Below are 23,948 nucleotides of genomic sequence, written 5' to 3' on the forward strand. Positions count from 1 at the left end.
AAATTAATATTATCTAGTTTTCAAAGAACCAAGTTTGACACTTGCGTGTCAATGGAGAATAGCGGGATCGAACCGCTGACCCCCTGCTTGCAAAGCAGGTGCTCTCCCATCTGAGCTAATTCCCCATGTTACTCCGGTCTGTGCGGCCGTGGATGGGCCTAAATGGACTCGAACCATCGACCTCACGCTTATCAGGCGTGCGCTCTAACCAGCTGAGCTATAGGCCCAAAAAGCGTAACCACTTTTGAGAGTAGACCTCTCAAAACTAAACAAANGAAATTGAGAGTAGACCTCTCAAAACTAAACAAAACTTTCGACAATGTGCAGGATTCCGTTTTTCCTTAGAAAGGAGGTGATCCAGCCGCAGGTTCTCCTACGGCTACCTTGTTACGACTTCACCCTAATCATCTGTCCCACCTTAGACGGCTGGTCCCCGAAGGTTACCTCACCGGCTTTGGGTGTTACAAACTCTCATGGTGTGACGGGCGGTGTGTACAAGGCCCGGGAACGTATTCACCGTGGCATGCTGATCCACGATTACTAGCGATTCCAACTTCATGTAGGCGAGTTGCAGCCTACAATCCGAACTGAGAACGGCTTTAAGAGATTAGCTTGACCTCGCGGTTTCGCGACTCGTTGTACCGTCCATTGTAGCACGTGTGTAGCCCAGGTCATAAGGGGCATGATGATTTGACGTCATCCCCACCTTCCTCCGGTTTGTCACCGGCAGTCTTGCTAGAGTGCCCAACTGAATGCTGGCAACTAACAATAAGGGTTGCGCTCGTTGCGGGACTTAACCCAACATCTCACGACACGAGCTGACGACAACCATGCACCACCTGTCATTCTGTCCCCGAAGGGAACGCCTAATCTCTTAGGTTGGCAGAAGATGTCAAGACCTGGTAAGGTTCTTCGCGTAGCATCGAATTAAACCACATGCTCCACCGCTTGTGCGGGCCCCCGTCAATTCCTTTGAGTTTCAACCTTGCGGTCGTACTCCCCAGGCGGAGTGCTTAATGCGTTAGCTGCAGCACTGAAGGGCGGAAACCCTCCAACACTTAGCACTCATCGTTTACGGCATGGACTACCAGGGTATCTAATCCTGTTCGCTACCCATGCTTTCGAGCCTCAGCGTCAGTTACAGACCAGACAGCCGCCTTCGCCACTGGTGTTCTTCCATATATCTACGCATTTCACCGCTACACATGGAGTTCCACTGTCCTCTTCTGCACTCAAGTCTCCTGGTTTCCGATGCACTTCTCCGGTTAAGCCGAAGGCTTTCACATCAGACCTAAGAAACCGCCTGCGCTCGCTTTACGCCCAATAAATCCGGACAACGCTTGCCACCTACGTATTACCGCGGCTGCTGGCACGTAGTTAGCCGTGGCTTTCTGGTTGGATACCGTCAAGATGTGAACAGTTACTCTCACACCTGTTCTTCTCCAACAACAGAGTTTTACGAGCCGAAACCCTTCATCACTCACGCGGCGTTGCTCCATCAGACTTTCGTCCATTGTGGAAGATTCCCTACTGCTGCCTCCCGTAGGAGTTTGGGCCGTGTCTCAGTCCCAATGTGGCCGATTACCCTCTCAGGTCGGCTACGTATCATTGCCTTGGTAGGCCGTTACCTTACCAACAAGCTAATACGCCGCGGGTCCATCCTAAAGTGATAGCCGAAGCCATCTTTTAAACCAAAACCAGGTGGTTTTGGTTGTTATACGGTATTAGCACCTGTTTCCAAGTGTTATCCCCTACTTCAAGGGCAGGTTACCCACGTGTTACTCACCAGTTCGCCACTCGTCTCAATGTTAAATCAGTTAAATGCAAGCACTTAACATCAATAACCAAGACGCGTTCGACTTGCATGTATTAGGCACGCCGCCAGCGTTCGTCCTGAGCCAGGATCAAACTCTCATCTTAAAATACTTTTTAAAATGATAAGCCTGTTATAGCTCATGATTTAATTTATTATTTGTTTTACGAATTGACTTCGCAAATGTTTGGCTTCGATTAAAAATCAAAGCGCCCTGCACATTTGTTTGTCGAAAATTTTGTTCAGTTTTCAAAGGTCTACATGTGAAACACAAACATTTTAGATGAATGAGCTAAAATTGTTCGGCTATTCAAATCCTTGTGTTCCTTGCTTCTAACAGCAAAAACAATTATATAACAGCTAATCTTTCAAGTCAACAAAAACTTTTAAATTAGTAATTGGTATATGTGTTCTTGGTAACGAAGCAACGAGTAATATACTATCAGGTATTTAGAGTCAGGTCAACAACTAATTGCAAAAAATTGAAAATTTGTGCGATTTTGAAATCTTAAAGATTGTTAACACCGAGACAAAACCTCACCATTCCGTTCTTTGAGCCTGTATACTATCAACTGAAAACTCTTGAAAGGAAGCTGTTGACCATTGGATAAAATCGTAATTATAGATGCAAAGCGAACCGCGATTGGCAAATTAAACGGCACTTTATCGTCATTAACAGCCGAACAGCTTGGCACGTCGGTGACATCCGCATTGCTAAAAAGCACCGCCATTCGACCTGATCAAATTGACCACGTCATTTTTGGCAATGCCATTCAAGCAGGCAACGGCCAAAATATTGCGCGCCAAATCGAACTCAATAGTGGCATTCCCGAAAACAAAACGGCTTACACCGTCAACCAAGTCTGCGGATCCGGCTTGCAGGCAATCCATCAAGCATACACGTCTCTTCTATTAGGAGAAACAACTACGGTGATTGCCGGCGGGACAGAAAGCATGTCCAACGTTCCTTACCTCAACATGTCTCAACGAAAGGCAACCAAATTCGGCCCAGTCACTTTATACGATGGTTTGCAGCGTGACGGCTTAACAGATTCCTCGACTGACCAGCCAATGGGCATGACCGCAGAAAATGTTGCCGATGAATATCACGTCTCACGACACGAACAAGATCTGTTTGCCCTGCGTTCACATCAACGCGCCGCGGCTGCTATGAAACAAAATTACTTTGCGGATGAAATTATCCCGCTGACGATTCCACAACCAAAATCAAAAGCGCCACTCACAATCACCACAGATGAGTCCGTTCGTTTCGATACCAATATGGAAAAATTAGCAAACCTCCGGCCGGCATTCAAAGCGGACGGAACCGTTACTGCTGGCAACAGCGCCCCCCTCAGCGATGGTGCTTCGGCGTTATTGCTGACGACAGCCACTCACGCAGATTCCTTGGATGTCAAACCAGTCGCTGAAATTTTGGGATATGCTGAGTGCGGAATCGATCCGAACGTGATGGGATACGCCCCTTACTTGGCAATCAACAAGCTGCTACAAAAATTAGAAATGGCAACGGATGACATTGACCTTTTTGAGATTAACGAAGCCTTTGCCTCTCAATCAGTTGCCGTTATCCGCGATCTCGATATTTCACTGGAGAAAGTCAATATCAACGGAGGCGCCATTGCGCTTGGCCATCCTCTGGGAGACTCCGGTGCTCGAATCGTGACAACACTCATCCACAACTTAAAACGTACCCACCAAGAATTTGGAATTGCCGCTTTATGTATGGGCGGTGGCATGGGATCAGCTCTTGCTGTAAAGCTCATCTAAAAAATAGGCCTTTGAACGATGCAATGATGCTCGCTCAAGGGCCTATTTTTAATTTACTAAATTTTCACACGTTCGGCATCAGGCAAATGTTCGGCAAATGAACTTTGGTAAAGCCAATAATAAAGTCGTTTTGTGGTTTTAGACATCTCCGCATAATCCGGATTAATGGATTTAACTTCCGGATAAACGCGCATCAAGTGGCTAAACGCGCTAAAAGTTCCAGCATGCGACATGCCATCATAATCTTTTTGACCACGTTCAACAAGGCCCATCAATTGATCCATCTGATAACGGGCCAACTTGTCAATATAATCCAAAATCGTCGGTTCAACTTGAAAATTCGGCTTAACCACGCCACGAGGCTTAGTATATGCCGCTGTTTTAACCTGATCCAGCAACTGATTTCGAATCAGGGAGTACTTCGTCATTAGAGGTTCAAGGAAAGTTGCCTGAATAATTTGATGGGTGGTTTCAAAGATGCCATAGCTGATCTTGATTGTTTCGCCACGGTCATTGACAACCTGACGATCATTTTCCAACACGTAACTAAAACGCATCTGATAATCCTGGTGCTGCGCATTCCTGGCACTGCCAGCATTGCTTAAGTTTAAAATTGGCAACCTCTCAGCCAGCTCGGCCCCGGATTTGGGAAGCCCCAGGTAGTCGGCAATCTCAGATAAGTGGGCGCCCGTCTGCTTGATCACAGTGTCTTCGTCGGTCGCTGTGGTTACCGGAGCGCCAATTAAGTCGGGGTTCTTGATGCTAAAATAATCAAAAATCAGTCCATACAGGCCCAATGACGCCAATGAATCAATCATCCCAGAAACCGTATGGTTCACAAATAGGTTCACGTCGTCAGTTAAGGTCGTCTCCCCTAAGTTTTCCAACATCATTTTCGGTAGATCATGTTCATGGCTAAAATCATCTTCATTATACGAATAATTTCCGAGCAGCGGCTGAGTTGCATCCCCGACCGCATGATTCGCCAAATAACCATCACTGATTTCTTTTGAAATGCCAGAGGCAATCTGTTCATCGGTCACCGAAGCTTGAGTGGATTCATTATTAATGGTTCGAGTCGGCGACGTCGCGCTCATATACGCATTCACATGGTTAAACCAATCATTGACCAAGGCATTTTTTTGATCCTGATTCAGCTGTTCAAGAGACGAATTAATCCGATAAACGACTCCGCCTGCACCAGCAATCGCCCGGACAAATTGAATCACCGCGGTCTTGTAGCCAACGATAAATTTAGCTTCGTCGGAAGTTTGGCTTAAATATTCCGAAAAATGAACCCCAGCGGCCCGATTAATAACTGAGCGATCGGTATCGCCAGTCGCCCACAATGACATATAGTTAAATTGGTCAATGGTTACGTTCTTAAGATCTTTAACGGCAACCAAATACCCCATTTGAATTGCCTTGGATACTTTAAATTCAGCCAGCGAGATACTTGGCTGCAACGGACGGGGTAAAAACGATCGTAGTCCCCTGGCGATTCGTTCAGAATAAATCGAACTCTTGGCATATGTATTTTCACCAAGCACCTTGGATGTCATTAAGCCCAGCATACTGAATAATTTTTGTTGTTTCGATTGGGTATCGGAATCATGAGTTGAAATCGGCTCCTTGTTCATTTCGAAACCACCCCCTAGTATTATGACTATAATAGCATAAACCAGCGGTTCGTACTGCATGGAATTGGGATTTTAACACTCCCTTATACTATTTAAATCCTCACAAGCGTTATTTTTGCACATTCAAATTCATTCCTGTATTCTTATGGTATAGATAAGGAAAGGATGTGACACTCATGGGAAAATTAAAAAACAAATCCGATGAAGTACTTGGCAAAGTAAAAGAAACGGTCGGTGACGCAACTGGCAACGATAAACTGAAGTTAAAGGGTAAAGCACAAAAAACTTCAGGTAAAGCCAAAGACAAAGTTGAAGACGTTAAAGAAAAAGCATCCGAAAAAATCAACGACACCTTAGACGACTAACCACCTCTCAAATCATTTGTTGTTCATCGATATTAAACAATTCCTGAACCGACTTTAATAAGAATCCCGGCAATCACAAACCCTGTGGTGTCGGGATTTTATTTGTAAAAATGAGAACCGAAAACTTTTTCTCGCTTTAGTATTGCATGGCAAATCAGAATGCTCTATAATTCACTCTCGTGTTATTTTCATCTAATCAATTGAATTAGAAATTTAAACAGGGGCGTGATTTAAAATGTCAGCAACTTACTTACGACAAGCAACTAATAAAGACCTTCCAGAAATTAAAAAAATTATCGCTGAAGCAAAAGCGTATCTTAAAAAACAAGGGATTGATCAATGGCAAAACGGTTACCCGGCGGATGAAGACTTGGAAACCGATGTTAACTTCGGTATCACTTACGTATTAATCGTTGATGGCAAAATTGCCGGCACCGCCGCGCTGCATCAAGGCCTCGACGTCAACTATTTAAATATCCACGACGGAGAATGGATCAATGGCGTTCATGGCCGTTACACGGCTATCCACCGAATTGCCATGTCATCCAATTTTCGGGGTCAGCACCTTTCCGATAAAATGGTCAGTGGCTTGATCACAATTTCAGGCGTCCTGGGCTATAAGGATATCCGCATTGATACACATCCCGAGAATTTAGGTATGCAACACGTGATTACCACGAATGGCTTTACCAAACGCGGCACGATTTATATGTCTGAAAGCGACAGCGAAGCATCACCACGGTATGCCTACCAACTGATTATTGGGTAACCGACTCAAAAGGGGTACAATACTCTTAATGAGGTGATAGCAATGGCACAAGATGATGCTGCCGTGAAGACCGCACTAATCGTCATGTACGTCATTGGCGTGGCTTGTCTGGCAATTACATTTTTCCTATTGGATAAGGTTAACGGAAAATGGTTCACGAAATTTTCCGTGGGACTCGCAACGATCGTGTTAATCATGGGAATGATATTGTTAAATGTCGTGAATTTAAATTAAGACAAATCAGGCCATTTATTTTAAATAGTCGTTAACAAGAGGCTGGGACAAAAGTATCAACTTTTGACTCAGCCTCTTGTTTGGTGATTTTATACTATCTAGCTGAAACGTGAGACAATCGGCTGATCCCGGCCATTTAAGCCCATCAATCAATCATTCCAAATTCAGGAATAATCGATTGATGGGCTTAAATTCTGGGATCAAAACGCCTGTTGTCTCACTCTCTTTTTGTTTAATTTCATGCTGCTTAACACCGTCTCGTAGGCTAAATCTGCTCAAATGCCTGTTTCAAATCGGCAATCAAATCATCCGGATCTTCCAATCCAACCGACAAACGGATCAGTTCATCCTTAATGCCCATTTTTAAACGCTCTGGCTTGGGGATTTCGAAGTGTGACATAAATGCCGGCACCTCAACCAAACTCTCCGCTGCGCCCAAACTGACGGCTAAAATGATCAGCTGCAAGCTATTCACAAACTTGGCTGCATCCAACCCATCCTTAATTTCAAAGGACAGCACTCCACCTGCGCCCTTGGCCTCCTCGCTGATAATTTTGAAATCATCACTTGTCTGATCAACGGTTGGGTAATAGATCTTGGCGACCTTTGGATTGCTTTTTAAGTATGCAATGATTTTCTCAGCATTTTGGATGTGACGGTCCATTCGAATATTGAGCGTCTGAATGCCCCGTCTCAGTAAGTTCGCCTCTTGTGGCGCCAGGACTGCACCGATTGTGTTTTGAACGGCGTAAATTTGATTGCTGAGTTCTTTATTTTTTGTCACGATCATCCCGGCAGTAAAGTCGGAATGTCCGCCAAGATACTTGGTTGCGGAGTGCAATACCACATCAGCCCCCAAATCCAGAGGTCGTTGGAGATATGGCGTCAGGAACGTATTATCCACAATCACCAGGGCATCATGTTGATGTGCAATCTTAGCAATCTGTTTGACACTTGAGACTTTCAAAAGCGGGTTTGTCACCGGCTCAAAATAAACGCCCTTGGTATTGTCTTGAAAGGCTGCCGCCACGGCGTTGGTATCTTGAGTATCAACCTCGGTAAATTCAACACCCCGCGGTTTGAGAAAATCATTGACCAACCGAAAAGTCCCACCGTAAATATTATCGCCAATGATGACGTGATCTCCCGGCTTAAATAACGATAATGCCGCGTGAATGGCCGCCATCCCGCTGGAGAAAGCAAAGCCCCGATCACCATTTTCAAGTGCCGCACAAACATCCTCAACCGCATCTCGGGTGGGATTTCCAGAACGTTCATAGTCCCATTTCACGTCAGACCCCAACTTGGGGTATCTAAAAGTTGAAGAATTATAAATTGGCACGTTGACAGCACCCGTCGTATTGTCGTTAGGGCGGCCGCCACGAACGAGTAACGTATTAAATTTAACCATTGAAAGATCTCCTATCTCATCAATATTTTTAATTACTGAACCGGAACAAGTTGATCTGATGATAACAAATATAAGTACTTCTTGGAAATCGGCTTTCCCAAAATTTTAGCCAACGCAATGGCATACAGCCGCAATTGCCCTTCATAACGGTCGCGAATCGTCTCAATCGTTGTCTGAGGTGTTAAGCGATCCGTTTTGTAATCAAATAAATAAACGCCGTCGTCAGCCTCAACGTAGCCGTCAATAATTCCGTGAATTAAAATCCGTTGCTGTTCATTTCCACCGAAGTTTTTAAAGGCCTGATTGGCTTTCATCAACAGTGAAAACGGCACCTCGCGATGGGTTTTCGTCGGATTTGCCAGCACCACTTGACCGACTGGACTTTGATAAAACTTGAGAATCCCAGAGACATTAATGGCCTGGGCAACGTTTTCTTGCAGAATCCCGGTTTTAACGAGGTGATTGATGAGCCCAGTCACTGTTTCCATCGTTGGCTCATCTTGGAGGTCAACTTGTTGTAAAACCAAGTGGGTCGCCGTTCCGACCTCGGTTGGTGCGGGCTTTTTATCGCCGTTTTCCGCAACAAATTTTGGTGTCGCCAGACTCGGCTGTGTATATCTACCGGGCTTAATGACCTGATTAACATCAATTCGGGCCAGATTTCCAAGCTGGACGTTATCCGGATCGTCAAATAGCCGTTTGATTTCTGATACCGACTGGTAGGCAGTTGTTTGAGTCGCTGGAACGTGTGGATACTGGTAATTCATTATTTGAGAAAGCTGTTTGGCCTTACCGTTGTCAGCAGACACGGTTTCGACCTGGTCTTCAACCCATTTTTTCGGATCAGGCGCCTGAGTGCCCGCCTGCTGCTTACCTTGAATAATCATCGCAGCATCGTAAAACTTTAAGCTGAAATGGCTTTGATCGGATTCGAGCCGGTTCACCAGCTGACTGTCTCCATACCCAGCAGTAATCGCAGGATGCCGTGAAATCGCCGGTCCAATCCAGTCCAGATAACTCTTGGCAGAATTCCGCTCGGAAATCGGTAATAAAATCGCCGTTTCTTCTGTCTTGGCCTGCCAATCGGTGACAACTTTTTGAGGGTCAAGGATGTCCGACTTTGACGTCCCCTTGGGTGAAGCAACTTTTCCAACCAAGTAGAGCCGCTGCTCTGCCCGGGTTAACGCAACGTAAAGTTTACGCATTTCCTCTGACAAGCCGGCATTTTTTGTGACATCGACGACTGCTCGACGTTGGAGGGGCTCCAAGACCTCTCTGGTTTCGGTATTTAAATATGAAATTCCGACTCCCAGATGATCGTTTAAAATCGCAGAACCACGGGTATCCTGCGGGTTAAACTGCTTGCCAATATCGTTTAAGAAGACAATTGGAAACTGGAGTCCCTTACTGCCATGAATGGTCATGACATGAACCATATTTTCAGAAGCATTGGGAACTGCCGTCGCCAGGTCATCGTCTCGTTCCTGCATCCGCTCAATAAAGAGGACAAACCGGAATAGCCCCTTAAACCCGTTTTTCTCATAGTCGGCTGCCCGTTCATAAAGTGCGTGTAAATTGGTCTGGCGCTGATATCCGCCGGGCATGCCGCCAACGTAATCCAAAAAGCCGGTTTGCTTGTAAATTTCCCAGATCAGCGCCACTAAACCGTCTTGCTGGGCAACGTCTTTGAAGTGATCCAACTGGTTAAAGAAGCGCTCGATCAACGGATAAATCGCTTGGGCATAATCATTGGGCTCGGAAGTTGGGTAATCCCGATAAAATTTTAAAACTGATTGATAATAGTTGCCCGTTTTCTGATTAATTCGTAAGTAAGCTAACTGGTTGTCGTCCAAGCCAACGATTGGGGAACGCAACACCGCCACCAGTGGAATGTCTTGATAGGGATTGTCAATAATTGATAACAGCGACAGCATAATCTGGATTTCAGTGGTCTTTAAATAACTCTTGGCACCGGTAATTTCAGCCGGAATGCCATATGCTTTAAAGATTTGAGACATGGTCACCTGACTGTTGCGGGTAGGTGAAATGACCGCAAAATCGCCATAGGTGACTGGTCGATAGTCATCCCCATCAGCAATCTTTTCACCCTTATCAATGATTTGGCGAATCTTTTGGGCAATCAACTCCACTTGGCCCTCATCGGCATCAATCACTTGGTCAGCCGGTAATGGTTCGGACTGTGCCAGTGGCTTCTTTGAACTGTACAACATGATTGAAACGTCCGCCTTCAAATCTTTTGGATAGTAGTTAGCACCAAATTTTAGCTTGGCGTCGGCATAGTCAATCTCACCCACATCACGGTCCATGATTTGCTCAAAAATTAAATTAATAAAATTATCAACGTTTTCAGTTGAACGGAAGTTGTCCGCCAAAGTAATTAACTCGTTGTGATTATCAGCCAGCGAATAGGCGCGTTGTTTGTTGATAAACATTTGTGGATCCGCCAATCGGAAGCGGTAAATCGACTGCTTGGAGTCGCCCACCATAAACCGGTTGCCGCCGTCTTTTTTGGCCAGCTTGTTTAAAATTGCGTCCTGCAGGCGGTTATTATCCTGATACTCATCGGTCATTATCTCGTAGTATTGATTACGCAATTTTTCTTGAACTTGAACGGCCTGTGGGAGATCGCTGGACAAAATTTGAAAGGCAGCCTGTTCGATGTCGATAAATTCCATCAAATGGCGCTGCTTTTTGGTTGCTTCATAAGACGTACGGAATAATTTAACCACCGAAATCAGCTTTGCCACGCGTTTTTTAGCGGCCTGCATCAGTTGGATATTGTCTTTTTCATCCATTGAAAAATAATCCGCGCAAAGTCCCCGCAGATTTTTCTTGTTTTGCTCATTGAGTTCCTTAATCTGTTCGTGAGTCGCCTTTTGTTCCGGCTCCGCTTTTCGTAATTGCGGAATTTTTGTGAACTCAAAACTTGTTAAGGTGGTTCGGACATCATCGAAAGCTAACATGGCTTGCAGTTGTTTCTTCAAGTCATCAATTAACGGCAGCTGCTCAGTTAAAAATTTCTCGTCCTTTTCCAAGCCGGCTTGCTGTGCAAGTTGAAGCATATATTGATCGTTTAATTTGAATTTCTCCAGCACGTCGCTGATTTTAGGGGCAATGCTTTGCTGGTAAAAGTCGCTTTCAAGCAACGGCTTTTCCCCAAGGTCATAGAACTCAGCCGCGTCGTCTAACCACCCATCCGGATCATCTGTAACGTTGGCAAATTCATCCAGTCGATAAATTAGATTGGCCAGGCCGTCGTCACTCCGATCGTTGGAAAAGTTTTCAGTTAAGCGGGCAAAAGAACCGTCGTCATCTTGGCCATAAAGATCTTCTCGCAGGCTATCCCACACCTGGTCTTTTAACAGCTGTTTTTCCGTATCATCGGCCAAAATTCGAAAGTTGGGATCGATTCCCAGCAGGTAGTAATAGCGACCAACCAGCTTTTGACAATAGGCATCCATGGTCGTAATGTCGGCCACCGCAACTTTTTGAATCTGTGTCAACAGGCGATTTTTTTGATCTTCCGGGGCGTTACTAAATTCTTCTCGAAGGGAAACCTGCAGCCGCTGTCTCATTTCTTTGGCGGCCGCATTTGTAAAGGTCACGACCAGTAGTTGGTCAACATCGACTTGCTGATTTTTGACCATATCGATAATTCGATCGACCAGAACACGCGTCTTTCCAGAACCAGCCGAGGCAGAAACCAGGATGTTTCCTTCGGGCCGGTCTTTGATCGCTTTTTGTTGATCACTTGTGTAATTAAATGCCATCAGAAGTTTTTCCTCCTAGCTTGCGTAATACATCCGCCATCGAATCATCGGAAATCCGCCGGTACTGATTGTCCGGCAATATTGGGTCGAAATTCATAATTGATTTGTAAGGACTAAACTGCATCCCAGTCATTTGTCCTTGTTGATATGGACGCAGCTTAATGTCGCCGGCAAAAATATTGGTTGCCGCAGCCTTGATGAGGGCTTCAGTATGTTCGAGAAAGGCCTCAAGATCGTTTTGGCGAATCAAAGAACTGGCTGCCGTCGTCCCACCGGCCTTTTTCTTGCCATAGGGATAAATCAACGAGGTTCCGGAAGCCAGATCCGGTTGCAAATTATCAACCAGATTTTCATCGTTCACTAAGATGCCGTTGTACTTGTGTTTGGCCAATAAAGCATTTTCAAAGCCAGCCTTTTCCAGTTCCCCTTGCTTAAAGGTCGCATTAAAAATATGCAGATAAAGGGCGCCTGCGATCGCCGCGTCTTTGTCATCGGGATTGAGTCGCGCTAAATTGTGTTTCAAAACATCCAAGTAAGTCAATAACTGCATCGAAATGCCGTCATAGGCTGCATTGAAATCAAATTTTCGATCAGAAGACTTATAGTCAACGATTCCAAAATAACGTTTTTCTTTAGTACTCATCGAATCAATCCTGTCAATCCGACCACGAACTTTAACCGTTCGATTGTCCGGCAAATCAAAGCTCAAGCCGCTTAAAGCCTGCTTTTGGTTGGGCTGGCCAAAAATCAACTCGGTATTTTGGGGACGCATCGGGGTCAGGGTCTGTTGATTACGCAGTGTTTGAACCATCTGTTGAATCGTTTTTTCCAGCTGAGTGGTAATGTAGTGCATCCGGTTTGAACTGGTCAAGACAACGTAGTCAAAATTCTGCGGGTCATGGACGATTTGGTCAACGGTTTGGGCGACCAGTTGTTTGACATCCTCATCGCTTAGGCTTGCCAAATCAATGTTTTGGGCGTGGACCTGCTTCGTTATTTGATCCATCGCGTCATGATAAAAGGTTCCCGTCGAAGCAGTTGACAGCTCAAATTTAGGCCGTTCCTGAAGCCTGAGACCATATTTGAGGAAATATTCGTAAGGGTTCTTATAGAAGGTTTCCAACTGAGAAATTGAGATGTTCAATTCATCTCCATATAAGCCGGTAATCAGTGGCGTTTCCAGCTTCGGTGGGACGTTAGTATAATGAATGCTTGCGAGTAATTTGTTTGTTAATTCACCGACGTCCGGATCACTTTTTAGCAATTGAAAAACGGCTGCCCAGTCAGGTCCGAGGCCCTGATTATCCTTAAAATTATTTTGAGCAACTTGAATCAAGTGATGCAGCGTTCCCAACTTGGTGCCAACGTAAGGTTGAACAGTGTGTTGACCGTCAGGAATCGCCGGATTATTAACAATGGGTAAGTTGAAGAAGCGTTGAATCCGTGAAACATAAGGTGATAGTTTCACAGATGATTCATCGTTTAGTTTATTCGTATAAGTAAAGATGAGCTTTTGAGACGCCGTCATAAAGGCAAGGTAGTTTAGGTAGGGTTCAAAGGCCATTTGCACTTCTGCCGGGTCATTCAGATATTGATCGTCACCCAAATAGCTTTGAAGCTGATTAATATCATCATCGCCAAATAAATTCTCGTTAACCAGTCGGTCGGGCATGTTATCATCGTTTGCACCAATCATAAAGGTCACTTTATAATCAGTCATCTGAACCATCCCGCTTTCAGACACGCTCACCTGGTCCAGCGTTGATGGAATTTGGGAATAGTCGGCCCCCTCAAATCCCGCATAAATAAGCGCCCAGAAGTCCTCGGCCACAAACGGCTTGTCACCTAGGATTTGAACACACTCGTCGAGCAGCGAACAAAACGTCCGCCACACTTGTTCGATTTGATTGGATCGGGTCATATCCCCGGCATCTGTCGCGGCATCGCGCCAATCTTGCAAACGATCCACCACTCCGGCGTCAATCAAGAAGCGGTATAAAAGTGCCGCTGCATCCCGATTGGTTTTTGCCTGGTAGAACTTTTGGTAAAATTGCGGGAGTAAATCGCGCACCATATGGCGAATCAGATTGATCTGGCGGGATATTTCCCGGTCACTGGCAGAAATTTTGGGCGAGCTTTCCCCTTCATCATTGTCGGGTAACCAGACATACTGCCAGTCTTCTTGCTGAGTCCAGCGTTTGTCGGCAAAATCATTTTTCAAAACCAGATTGTCGGTCAGAGAAACCGCCCGTCGATAAGCATCGATCGGCATTGCCCGACCATCGACGACCGGCAGCACCAACTCAGATTTTAAAAACCGCATGATATCGTCGTAGCGGTAGTTTCGGCGTCGCTTGGGGTCATAGATATCAAACAGTGCGCCAAGGAGTTCCACCAGCGGATGATCGGCCATTGATTTTTGAATATCCTTAAAATACGGAATGCCCTGGGTTGTCAAAACCGGGTCCAAAATATTTTGATAAGCGTCCAAATGACGGGTCATGATCAAAAAATCCGCATAACGGTATTTTCCAGAGGCCACCATTTGGTGAATCATGGTCGCAACCTGGTCCAGTTCTGAATAGAGGCTGTCAGCCTGATAGATTTGAATACTTTCTTTTGCGATGTGCTGATCAACGGGGCGATTGCCTAAACTACTTGAGTCAATCCAGTAATCTTCCAGCTTTTGCATATCGTCACTGATTCGTGGTCGATCAGCCATGACGGTCTTTAAGTAAGGAATCTTGTTGTCAGCAGCAAATCCATAGAGCTGATGAAACAGCTTAGCCGATTGCAGGAACAAATTTGGCTGCTTTGGCAGTTCGTTTGGATACGGTCGATCCAAGGTCAACGAAACAGTCACTGAAGCCGACTGGTTAATGAGTGCCTGCACCAGGCCACATTCCTGGGCTGTCAGCTTGGAGAAGCCTGAGATGTAGAAGTGATAATGGGATAAATCGATATCCAGTAATTTATCGCTCAATAAATTCAAGACCGTATGACTATCAAAATACTGGTTGGCGATCCGTTCGACGTATTGCTGGTAAATAATGGCAAAATCATGCAGCTTATCACGCAAATCATTTGTAATCGTGCTGTTGTCGTTTTCCAACATTTCCAATAAATTTTCAGGTGAGACGTTTCCGGCCTGCATTTCTCGAATTTGTCGGGAGAGTTGATCAATGAATCCTGGATTATGAATTTCGTGTGAAAACAGAACCAATTTGTCTTGGTTATCAACGATGATTTGGTAAATCAACATATTGATGCCAGCCTGGCTGATTCGCTGCTTCTGGTATTCTGGCGTGTTTCGCAAAAAGAACCAGGCCAATCGCGTGAATGACAGCACCTGAACCGCACTTTGAGCAGTGGTGTCAGCATCCACCTCACCGAGTTGTTTTAAGATGTCAACTTCTGATTCGAATTTAATATGGTTGGGAACTAGATAAAAAAATTGGTCGCCGGCGTTTTTTGCTTTTTGACTTTTCAATATTTCAATCATTTTCGCTTGATGGTCAAGACCATCTTTGCCTAAGACAAACTGTAACGTCACTGCGCTCACCTCTCTAAAATTACTTTAATTTTACCATAGTCTAAAAGCCATGTTTGCTTAAAAAACAGATTATAAACCAGTCTAAGTCGAAGCGCTCAGCCCCATCACAATAGTGTTTTCATAGGGCTTTCAGGTTGGAAATGATTTTTAGGAACATTATCATTGAACATTAAGAAAAAGAGTCTATCATTAATGGTGGATGCAGATTACATCCATCTATTTGACCTAAATGAAAGCTTTATGCTTGCATTGATCTTGTTAGAGAGCCTATCGGTGCATTCCACGATTAAGTATCGGAAGCAAGAATTACGATCTACCCCCAATATATCTTTCAAGTTCAAACTGGTAGGCTCTTACTCCTAATAACGCCTGGCGAAAGCTGGGCGGTACATATATAGATTAGAGTGCGACAAGCAACGGTTTGACACGCCAAGTAGGCTAGGCGTTTTCACAGCCGTCGAAGAGCTAAGGTCACTCTGATTGAAATCCTGGGTTTGGATTTGAATCAAAGTGGCTTAGATCGCAGTGTCAGTTGCGTCAGAGCACGTTTTCAATCACAGTGCGACGAGCCCCGGGTGGCCCCGGAGCACGTTTAGACACGGCGGTTAACAACCGGAGATGATTTACATGCAGGTTGTTGTCTCGGCGAGCACGCCAAAACGAAGCTAACGAATAAGTTCCCATTATTACCTGAGGATAGTGTTCTCAGGCTTTTTTATGGCCAAAAATATTCCCCAAAATTCGACCTTCACAATGTTTGTACTTACATCCGATATGTGATTAAATATCGATATAGAAAGTGCATTATGTGGGCAATGGTATCGCTTTCACATAAATGGACATTCTACTCAATCATTTGTGAATCATAGCATCGAATTGCCTAATAGGGGGAAATATTATGACAAGAATTGCGATTGTTACTGGGGCTGGCCAAGGTATCGGAGAAGGAATTGCCCGCCAGTTGGCTCAAGACGGCTTAAGTGTTGCCGTTGCAGATTTAAATGAAGAAAATGCCCGCAACGTTGCTGAAGAGATTGGCAATAATTCAAGGGGCTACTACGTTGATGTTTCAGACAAGAAGAGCATGTTTGATTTAGTCGACCACGTGGTAAAAGACTTTGGTAAGCTGGACGTGTTCGTTAACAATGCCGGCATTGCCAAGATCGGCACCATTTTAGATACGACTGAAGAAGACTTCGACCAAATTGTCAGTGTCAACTTAAAAGGTGTTTTATTCGGTATTCAAGCATCTGCGACTCAGTTTAAGAAACAAGGCACTGGCGGCAAGATTATCAGTGCCTCATCAATTGCCGGCCACGAAGGATTCGAGTTACTCGGACCATACTCCGCAACTAAATTTGCTGTCCGTGGCTTAACTCAAGTTGCTGCCCAAGAATTAGCGAAGGATAAAATCACCGTAAACGCCTACGCACCAGGCATTGTTCTCACTAAGATGTGGGATCAAATTGATGCCGAAATGGCGAAAATCTACCACGTTCCAATAGGCGAAACTTTGCAGAAAAACATTGATAGCATTGCCTTAGGTAGAGGAGAAACACCGGCTGACGTTGCCAACTTGGTTTCATTTTTGGCAGATCCAAAATCTGACTACATTACTGGCCAAGCAATTATTGTCGATGGTGGGATTCATTTCGTATAATCTAATCAAAAAAATAGCAGCCAAATGGCCGCTATTTTTTTGGTTGATTAAGCCCTAACCTTATTTTCTTCCATGACTTTTCCAGTATAAAATTCCAGATCGTCTACAGCCTGCTCGTCTTGGTCGCCCTGAACCGTGGCGCTGTGCAAGTTCTGCTGGGCAACTGCCCAGTACACCAGGTTGTCGGTGATTGGTAAAATGTCTCGAATGATTCGAAAATCAAAGTTATCCCCATTGGTTGATTTCATATTCAAATAATTATTCCAATCGGTAACCATGTCGACGCCGCTATGCTCTTTTTTTGAGATAGCAGAAATAATCACAAAATGTGAATTTCGATTTGCTTCTGCAAGCTGTTCTTTTAGTTGTTTGACCTGTTCCGGTTTCAATTCAATTGCCATGCGGCGACCCCCCTATTCGTTATAAATCAATGATTCCGACTGAGTGATTCAGCCATTCCTGGTGGACTAACATCTCGTAAGCCAGCTTGGCCACTGCTTCTGCTGAAACCGTGCCAGCTGGCATTTGACTTCCTTCATTAAAAAGTTGGTATTTACCCATTGGCCGGTTCGCCAAAGTTCCCATTCTAATTATAGAATACGGAATTTCAGACTCATCGACAATCTTTATGGTGTATCTTTGCTGTTTTATAAATTCTTCGACATCGTCAACTCCCGGGTAGGCAACGGGTGCAGCCAATTCGTCATCAACGCCGGCGTACGAAAGCATCACAAAATCACTAATCGGTGGTTGAACGTCATCAATCGCATCGAAGAGTGATTCAAAGTCAAGATCGGCATCTTTCGGTCCGACCGCAGTAAAAATGAGATTCACATCTTTGAGCGCGGACCTGTAATCTTCGACTGACTCAAGGTCTCCCGAATATACTTGGACCTCGATTTGAGGTTCGGCTTTCAATCGCGCCAGCAAATGTGGAACAACTGAACTTTGTTGTTGAATGATTAACAGTTTTTTCAAATCGGCAGCTTCCTAATCTAAATGATTTTAAATTTTCCAATTATGTATCATAATTAATATGTATCATAATCATGGTCGAAAATCAAAGGAGGATGTAAAAATGTCCAAAAATGTAACAATTGGTCAATCAGATGTCGTCAGTACCCCGCTTGGATTTGGTACAAATGCAGTCGGCGGTCACAATCTTTTCCCCAACTTGGATGAACAAGCCGGAATGGATTCGGTTAAAGCCGCACTTGACAGTGGCATCACCATGCTCGACACCGCTTTTGCCTATGGCTTCGGCCGTTCTGAGGAATTGATTGGCAAAGTGCTTAAGGACTACGACCGATCAAAAGTGGTTATCGCAACCAAGGGCGCCCAAATTGTTGATAACGATAATGTTTCTATCAGCAACAAACCAGCCGACCTTGAAGCATTCGTGAAAGCCAGCCTTCAACGTCTGGGTACCGACTACCTGGACATTTTCTACATCCATTTTCCAGATGAAGACACGCCAAAAGACGAAGCAATCGCCAAACTCGCCGATCTTAAAAAACAAGGTCTGATTAAAGCCATTGGTGTATCCAACTTTTCATTGGCGCAACTCAAGGAAGCCAACAAGAATCACCAAGTTGATATTGTTGAAGACCAGTACAGCTTGGTTCACCGGGATGCTGAAAAAGAATTGTTCCCTTATCTGAAGCAGGAAAACATTTCCTTCGTCCCATTCTTCCCACTTGCAAGTGGCCTTCTAACAGGTAAATACGATGGAAGTCCCGTTAATTTTCCAGAAGATGATCTGAGAAATGCTGATCCGAATTTCTCGGGCAGTCGTTTCCACGCCATCACGGAATCAGTGAAAAATCTTCAGCCAATTGCCGATAACCATGACGCGACGATCGCACAAATTGTTTTAGCCTGGTACATTAAGAATCCTAACGTCAGCGTCGTCATCCCCGGCGCCAAGTCACCTAACCAGGTTCGCAGTAACGCAAAAGCAATGAGCGTTGAATTGTCCGATCAAGAATACAATACAATTGATAATGCATTTCGTCTGTAAGACACCACTAACTAGTCAGTGACCAACTATCACTGGCTATTTTTACTGTTCAATTTCCGCTCATTACTTTATGAATTGTGGCGATGAATATAAACGTTTTAACGATTGAACAGAATTTAATTCGTTTATTGAACGAAATCCGCGATAATGCTAAAATAAATATGTGTTTTTTTATTCATAACCGAACTATAGAGGGAGCTATTATATGTTAAATTCAATTGCCAAGTATTTCGAATTCGATAAGCGAAATACCAATTTTCGTACTGAAATAATCGCTGGGATTACCACGTTTGTTTCAATGGTTTACATCCTGTTTGTTAACCCCAACGTTTTAGGCGTTAGCGGGATGGATAAAGGGGCGGTCTTTACAGCGACTGCCTTGGCTTCAGCATTTGGCTGCTTCATGATGGGCTTTCTTGCCAACTACCCCATCGCAATTTCCGCTAGTCTGGGAATCAACGCCTTCTTTGCCTATTCAGTTGTTATTGGCATGAAGGTTTCATGGCAGACTGCCCTGGCTGGTGTATTTGTTGCTTCGATTATCTTCATGATCTTGACTGCCTTGAAGCTGCGGGAAAAGATCATCGACTCGATCCCCGTTGATTTGAAGGCGGCAATCGGTGGTGGTATTGGTCTATTCATTGCATTCATCGGGATGGGTGACGGTGGCTTGGTTTCTGCCAGCAAAGATACCATGGTCACATTGGGGTCGCTGCACGTTGGGACGACTTGGCTGACCATCTTTGGCCTGTTAATCACCGTCATTCTCATGAGCATGCGCATCCCTGGTGCCATCTTTATCGGTATGGTTTTAAACGCCATCTTGGGAATGGTAACCGGGTTAATCCCGCTGCCACACCAATGGGTTGCGCCAATTCCAAGCCTCAAGCCAACCTTTGGCGTTGCAATTAGTCACATTGGCGACATTAACTCAGTTCAGCTGATTGTCGTTGTGCTGACGTTCCTGCTGGTTACTTTCTTCGATACCGCCGGAACATTGGTTGGTTTGGCTGAGCAAGCCGGCTTTATTAAAAATAACAAAATCCCCCGCATTGGTCGGGCGTTAATCGCTGATTCCTCAACGATGCTTGCCGGATCAATCTTGGGAACTTCGCCAATGGGTGCCTTCGTCGAATCTTCTGCCGGAATTGCGGTTGGTGGCCGAACCGGCTTTACTGCCATTGTCGTCGGAATCCTGTTCATCTTGGGAACGTTCTTTTCTCCACTATTGACCGTTATTACCAGCCAAGTTACCGCCCCAGCCTTGATTATCGTCGGTGTCTTGATGGCCCAATCGTTGAAAAATGTTCACTGGGAAAAATTTGAAATTGCTGCCCCTGCCTTTATCACTTTGGTCGGAATGCCATTTACTTATAGTATCGCCGATGGAATCGCCCTCGGCTTTATCACGTATCCCATCACAATGATTGCTGCTCGTCGTGGTAAAGAAGTTAGCGCCATGATGTATGGTTTGGCCGTTGTGTTTGTTATCTTCTTGTGGATTTTAAATAATTAGTGTGTGACGAGCAACTGGTGAAGTGGCGTTACACATTAGCCTCAGTTGCGTCGGAACATGATTTAGCCAAGCAACAGGTCAAACAAAACATATTTTGACCTCACGCACCAAAAGCGGTAACCTATAAAGGTTGTTTAACAACTGAATATTTAACAAGGAAGGAATTTGTTATGAATTCTAAGACTAATTTGTTTGGCATCAGTAACGTTCGTGACCTCACGAAAGCTGATGTTGTATCTGCACTCTACATCGTCATCACGATGGTCTTTGCAGCCTTGAGTTTTGGCCCAATTCAATTCCGCTTTTCGGAAGGTTTAAATAACCTTGCCGTTTTCAACAAGCGCTACGTTGTGGCGATCACGCTGGGATGTTTTATTTCGAATATGATGTCGTCGCTTGGGCCGCTGGATATGGTGGTCGGAACTGGTGAAACGCTCATTGCGCTGTTGACCATCAACATCGTCACCCGTTTCATCAAATCGCTGCCATTAAAGTTGGTCGCATCCGTTTTGATCGGAACCTTTTACATGTTCATCGTGGCAGCAGAAATTGCCTACTTGGGAAGCACCGCCTTTTGGCCAACCTTCTGGAGTGCTTATCTGACAACCGCTATCGGTGAATTTGTAACCATGACGATTGGTGCTGTATTGGTTTACATCATCAATGTGAAGTATGACTTAAGTAAATAAGTTCCATCAACCGTAATCAAGCACTTTGATTGCGGTTTTTTTCTAAAATTAAATTGAATCCATGCAAACTAAAAATAGATATTACAAGAATCAATCAAACGATAATTCTTGTAATATCTATTGATTTTAACCAATTAAATTAAAGTAAATTTTTTGAAGTGTTTTGACAAATACTTAAGCGTCAAACTGGTTGGCTCTTGCGCAAGTTCCAGTGGTCTTCCACTAGCCATCACCTTTCCACCAGCCGAGCCGCCCTTTGGTCCCAGGTCAATCATATAGTCGGCGTTAGCCATCAAATCCAAATCGTGTGTAATCAACACAATAGTTGCACCCTTCTGTTTTAGTCTATTCATGACTCCCAGCAAAGTTTGAACATCGTTAGGATGCAGGCCAATGGATGGTTCGTCAAAAACAAAAAGGGTCCCTTCCTGCTTCTTGTTCAAATGATTAACCAATTTAAGCCTTTGTGCCTCTCCGCCCGAAAGGCTTGGTGTACTTTCACCCAAGTGTAAATAATCGAGGCCAATCTCATCCAACAGCTGAAGTTGTTTTTCGATCTTCGGTACATCTTTGAATACTTCAAGTGCTTGCTTAACGGACAGGTTTAATAAATCAACAAGTGAATAGCCACGCCAATGAATCTTCTGGATTTCATCTTTATACCGTGTTCCGTGACAATATGGGCAAACTTCTTCCATATCTGGCAAATACTGAATATCCAACGAAATGGTGCCAACTCCTCCACAATGTTCACAAGCACCCTGCTTATTATTATATGAAAAATATGCCACCCCATAATGTTTTTTCTTGGATTCAGGAAGGTCTGCGAAAAGTCTTCTTAAATTGTCCATAATCGACGTATAGGTCGATAAACTTGAACGGGAATTTTTCCCAATTGGTTTAGAATCAACGGTAACCACATTGGAAAGCTTTGTTTTCAAAAATTGAATTTGCTTGGGTAATTGTCGTCCCTGCTGTTTAGCCATAATCGCAGGAACTAAACTATTGATGATAAAACTTGTTTTACCGGCCCCAGAAAACCCAGTCACCGCGGTAATCTCATTACCTGGAATCTTCACATCAATGTCGTGGAGATTGAAATAATGATCAACTTTTACCTGGGTTGTCAGTAATTTGCCATTCTTTGAAGTTGGCACCTTTTCATGCATAATATTGGCTGTCCCCGACATAAACGGACCAATTAATGAGCTGGCTTGATGCCGTAAATCTTCTGGTGTTCCCTCGGCAATAATTTCCCCACCAGCATCCCCAGATCCAGGACCAACCTCGATGACCCAATCAGCCGCTTCAATAATATCAACTTCATGGTCGACAACTACCAACGAATTTCCTTGTGCAATCAATGCCTTGAACACACGAATCAGCCCCCTAATATTATCGGGGTGTAGTCCAATAGAGGGTTCATCTAATACATATAAAACCCCAGTTGTCTGAGTTCGAAGTGTCTTTGCGAGCTGAATCCTTTGAAGTTCCCCAGTCGATAGCGTGTTGCCACTTCGAGACAAGGTTAAATAATCAAGTCCTAGTTCCAGCAAAGGATGCAATGTCTCCGTCAAGTTTTGGAACAAAACGTTTGCCATCGCCTGCATCTCGCTGGGAAGTAATTCTTTGGTCTGATTTTCCCAGTCGCGAAGCTTACTAAGCGAAAGATCAGCCACTTGCGCAATGTTTGCTCCACCAACAAGTTGGCTTAATAAATCAGGATTTAATCGTGTTCCATGACACACTGGACAGACTGAGAAATGAAAAAACTGGTTGACCTTCTTAATAGCCCGTTCACTCTTAACCGACTTTAAGGAGTCATATACGGCTTCGTAAGCATTCTCGTATAATGTCTTATCAGTGTGAAACACGCGCCCTGTGGACGTCCTAAAATCCACAGGATACTGTTTCTTTGCACCATGCAAGACGATGTCTTTTTCATGATCCGTCAAGTCCTTATAAGGGATATTGATCCGAACACCCAAGGTTTCAGCAACCGTTGGCATAAAATTACGCCCCGGAAGGTGCCAAGAGGCAACTGCACCCTCAGCCAGCGTTTGATTCTCATCTCCAATCAATTGATTTTCATCTAATTGTCGGACCTTTCCCGTACCATGACACCTTTTACAAGCACCACCTGAATTAAACGCAAAGTCTTCAGCCGATTTAGCCATAAATTCAACGCCACACGTAGGACACTTAATGATCCCCATCTTACTATCGGCACCACCAGGAAGATCCATTGCCTGAGCAATTTTTAAGCTTGGCTGGATTCGGTGCCCGTTAGGACAAATTGTCGATCCCAATCGAGAAAAAATGAGTCGAACCACATTAAAGATTTCGCTCATCGACCCAACAGTCGACCGCTCCGATGGTACGTTTGGGCGCTGTCGCAAAGCAATTGCGGATGGAATATGTCTAATTTCTTTCACGTCTGATTGTTTACTTTGAGAAATGCGCCGTCTAGTGTACGTCGATAGTGCTTCCAAGTAACGGCGCGAACCTTCAGCATACAAAATTCCCATTGCTAATGAACTTTTCCCCGACCCTGAAGGACCGGATATCGCCACAAATTTGTTTAGTGGGATATTGACGTCAATATTTTTCAAGTTATGTACATTACCGCCACGGACTTCGATTTGAGTCACTTTATTGTTGGCTGTCTTCATAGTCTATAACCTCCTAATAATTCTTCA

General features: G+C 44.5%; 15 protein-coding genes, 2 tRNA genes and 1 rRNA gene. 8 read left to right on the top strand and 10 right to left on the bottom strand.

The features are described from left to right. Positions 1–52 precede the first annotated feature (52 nt). The 3 genes from FC51_RS02575 to FC51_RS02585 form a co-directional block, all read right to left on the bottom strand. Positions 53–125 (bottom strand) — tRNA-Ala (locus FC51_RS02575). A 28-nt stretch (positions 126–153) separates the two neighbouring features. Then, positions 154–227: transfer RNA gene (locus FC51_RS02580), tRNA-Ile, on the bottom strand. Positions 228–345: 118 nt separating this feature from the next. Then, positions 346–1,920 (bottom strand): 16S ribosomal RNA (locus tag FC51_RS02585). A gap of 496 nt (positions 1,921–2,416) precedes the next feature. On the opposite strand from FC51_RS02585, the gene FC51_RS02590 reads away from it, so the two are divergent. Continuing rightward, positions 2,417–3,601 carry a thiolase family protein gene (locus FC51_RS02590; RefSeq protein ID WP_057909404.1) on the top strand — a complete coding sequence of 395 codons (1,185 nt, stop codon included), beginning with the start codon at positions 2,417–2,419 and terminating at the stop codon, positions 3,599–3,601. A 56-nt stretch (positions 3,602–3,657) separates the two neighbouring features. Here FC51_RS02590 and FC51_RS02595 read toward each other — a convergent pair whose 3' ends face one another. Continuing rightward, positions 3,658–5,241, bottom strand: coding sequence for a hypothetical protein (locus FC51_RS02595; RefSeq protein ID WP_057909403.1), 1,584 nt, complete (start codon positions 5,239–5,241; stop codon positions 3,658–3,660). A 176-nt stretch (positions 5,242–5,417) separates the two neighbouring features. Here FC51_RS02595 and FC51_RS02600 point away from each other — a divergent pair, with 176 nt between their 5' ends. The 3 genes from FC51_RS02600 (at position 5,418) to FC51_RS02610 (ending at position 6,609) form a co-directional block, all read left to right on the top strand. Continuing rightward, positions 5,418–5,606, top strand: coding sequence for a CsbD family protein (locus FC51_RS02600; protein ID WP_057909402.1), 189 nt, complete (start codon positions 5,418–5,420; stop codon positions 5,604–5,606). A gap of 235 nt (positions 5,607–5,841) precedes the next feature. After that, on the top strand, positions 5,842–6,375 hold the full coding sequence (locus FC51_RS02605) for a GNAT family N-acetyltransferase (protein ID WP_057909401.1): 534 nt from the start codon (positions 5,842–5,844) through the stop codon (positions 6,373–6,375). 42 nt (positions 6,376–6,417) lie between these two features. Continuing rightward, the gene (locus tag FC51_RS02610) at positions 6,418–6,609 is read left to right on the top strand and encodes a hypothetical protein (protein WP_057909400.1); all 192 of its coding nucleotides are present in this window, start codon (positions 6,418–6,420) and stop codon (positions 6,607–6,609) included. 265 nt (positions 6,610–6,874) lie between these two features. On the opposite strand, the gene FC51_RS02615 is transcribed toward FC51_RS02610, so the two are convergent. The 3 genes from FC51_RS02615 to FC51_RS02625 are packed head-to-tail and all read right to left on the bottom strand — an operon-like array spanning position 6,875 to position 15,364. Continuing rightward, the gene (locus FC51_RS02615) at positions 6,875–8,020 is read right to left on the bottom strand and encodes a trans-sulfuration enzyme family protein (RefSeq protein WP_057911138.1); all 1,146 of its coding nucleotides are present in this window, start codon (positions 8,018–8,020) and stop codon (positions 6,875–6,877) included. A 32-nt stretch (positions 8,021–8,052) separates the two neighbouring features. Continuing rightward, on the bottom strand, positions 8,053–11,811 hold the full coding sequence (gene addA / locus FC51_RS02620; protein WP_057909398.1) for a helicase-exonuclease AddAB subunit AddA: 3,759 nt from the start codon (positions 11,809–11,811) through the stop codon (positions 8,053–8,055). Beyond that, positions 11,801–15,364, bottom strand: a complete 3,564-nt coding sequence (locus FC51_RS02625; protein ID WP_057909397.1) for a PD-(D/E)XK nuclease family protein — start codon at positions 15,362–15,364, stop codon at positions 11,801–11,803. The genes addA and FC51_RS02625 overlap by 11 nt, the downstream gene beginning before the upstream one ends. Before the next feature lie 898 nt (positions 15,365–16,262). On the opposite strand from FC51_RS02625, the gene FC51_RS02630 reads away from it, so the two are divergent. Next, on the top strand, positions 16,263–17,024 hold the full coding sequence (locus FC51_RS02630; RefSeq protein ID WP_057909396.1) for an acetoin reductase: 762 nt from the start codon (positions 16,263–16,265) through the stop codon (positions 17,022–17,024). Between the two features lie 47 nt (positions 17,025–17,071). Here the strand turns inward: FC51_RS02630 and FC51_RS02635 are convergent, their stop codons facing one another. Together FC51_RS02635 and FC51_RS02640 are read right to left on the bottom strand one after the other, a co-directional pair. Continuing rightward, on the bottom strand, positions 17,072–17,425 hold the full coding sequence (locus FC51_RS02635; protein WP_057909395.1) for a hypothetical protein: 354 nt from the start codon (positions 17,423–17,425) through the stop codon (positions 17,072–17,074). 19 nt (positions 17,426–17,444) lie between these two features. Beyond that, complete coding sequence (locus FC51_RS02640) at positions 17,445–18,002, bottom strand: SDR family oxidoreductase (protein WP_057909394.1); 558 nt, start codon at positions 18,000–18,002, stop codon at positions 17,445–17,447. Between the two features lie 100 nt (positions 18,003–18,102). Between FC51_RS02640 and FC51_RS02645 the strand changes: the two genes are divergently transcribed. The 3 genes from FC51_RS02645 (at position 18,103) to FC51_RS02655 (ending at position 21,249) form a co-directional block, all read left to right on the top strand. Next, positions 18,103–19,044, top strand: a complete 942-nt coding sequence (locus FC51_RS02645) for an aldo/keto reductase (RefSeq protein ID WP_057909393.1) — start codon at positions 18,103–18,105, stop codon at positions 19,042–19,044. A gap of 205 nt (positions 19,045–19,249) precedes the next feature. After that, the gene (locus FC51_RS02650; RefSeq protein WP_057909392.1) at positions 19,250–20,560 is read left to right on the top strand and encodes an NCS2 family permease; all 1,311 of its coding nucleotides are present in this window, start codon (positions 19,250–19,252) and stop codon (positions 20,558–20,560) included. Positions 20,561–20,730: 170 nt separating this feature from the next. Further along, positions 20,731–21,249, top strand: a complete 519-nt coding sequence (locus tag FC51_RS02655) for a QueT transporter family protein (RefSeq protein WP_057909391.1) — start codon at positions 20,731–20,733, stop codon at positions 21,247–21,249. A gap of 134 nt (positions 21,250–21,383) precedes the next feature. Here the strand turns inward: FC51_RS02655 and FC51_RS02660 are convergent, their stop codons facing one another. Beyond that, the gene (locus FC51_RS02660) at positions 21,384–23,921 is read right to left on the bottom strand and encodes an ATP-binding cassette domain-containing protein (protein ID WP_057909390.1); all 2,538 of its coding nucleotides are present in this window, start codon (positions 23,919–23,921) and stop codon (positions 21,384–21,386) included. Positions 23,922–23,948: the final 27 nt, after the last annotated feature.

This window comes from Lentilactobacillus parabuchneri DSM 5707 = NBRC 107865 (assembly GCF_001435315.1).
Classification (GTDB): Bacteria; Bacillota; Bacilli; order Lactobacillales; family Lactobacillaceae; genus Lentilactobacillus; species Lentilactobacillus parabuchneri.

Bases quoted from the DNA above. Each gene is read 5' to 3' on its own strand.
- FC51_RS02650 (WP_057909392.1), top strand. From the start codon at position 19,250: ATGTTAAATTCAATTGCCAAGTATTTCGAATTCGATAAGCGAAATACC.
- FC51_RS02605 (WP_057909401.1), top strand. From the start codon at position 5,842: ATGTCAGCAACTTACTTACGACAAGCAACTAATAAAGACCTTCCAGAA.
- FC51_RS02630 (WP_057909396.1), top strand. From the start codon at position 16,263: ATGACAAGAATTGCGATTGTTACTGGGGCTGGCCAAGGTATCGGAGAA.
- FC51_RS02610 (WP_057909400.1), top strand. From the start codon at position 6,418: ATGGCACAAGATGATGCTGCCGTGAAGACCGCACTAATCGTCATGTAC.
- FC51_RS02615 (WP_057911138.1), bottom strand. From the start codon at position 8,020: ATGGTTAAATTTAATACGTTACTCGTTCGTGGCGGCCGCCCTAACGAC.
- FC51_RS02660 (WP_057909390.1), bottom strand. From the start codon at position 23,921: ATGAAGACAGCCAACAATAAAGTGACTCAAATCGAAGTCCGTGGCGGT.
- FC51_RS02600 (WP_057909402.1), top strand. From the start codon at position 5,418: ATGGGAAAATTAAAAAACAAATCCGATGAAGTACTTGGCAAAGTAAAA.
- FC51_RS02655 (WP_057909391.1), top strand. From the start codon at position 20,731: ATGAATTCTAAGACTAATTTGTTTGGCATCAGTAACGTTCGTGACCTC.
- addA (WP_057909398.1), bottom strand. From the start codon at position 11,811: ATGGCATTTAATTACACAAGTGATCAACAAAAAGCGATCAAAGACCGG.
- FC51_RS02595 (WP_057909403.1), bottom strand. From the start codon at position 5,241: ATGAACAAGGAGCCGATTTCAACTCATGATTCCGATACCCAATCGAAA.
- FC51_RS02645 (WP_057909393.1), top strand. From the start codon at position 18,103: ATGTCCAAAAATGTAACAATTGGTCAATCAGATGTCGTCAGTACCCCG.
- FC51_RS02635 (WP_057909395.1), bottom strand. From the start codon at position 17,425: ATGGCAATTGAATTGAAACCGGAACAGGTCAAACAACTAAAAGAACAG.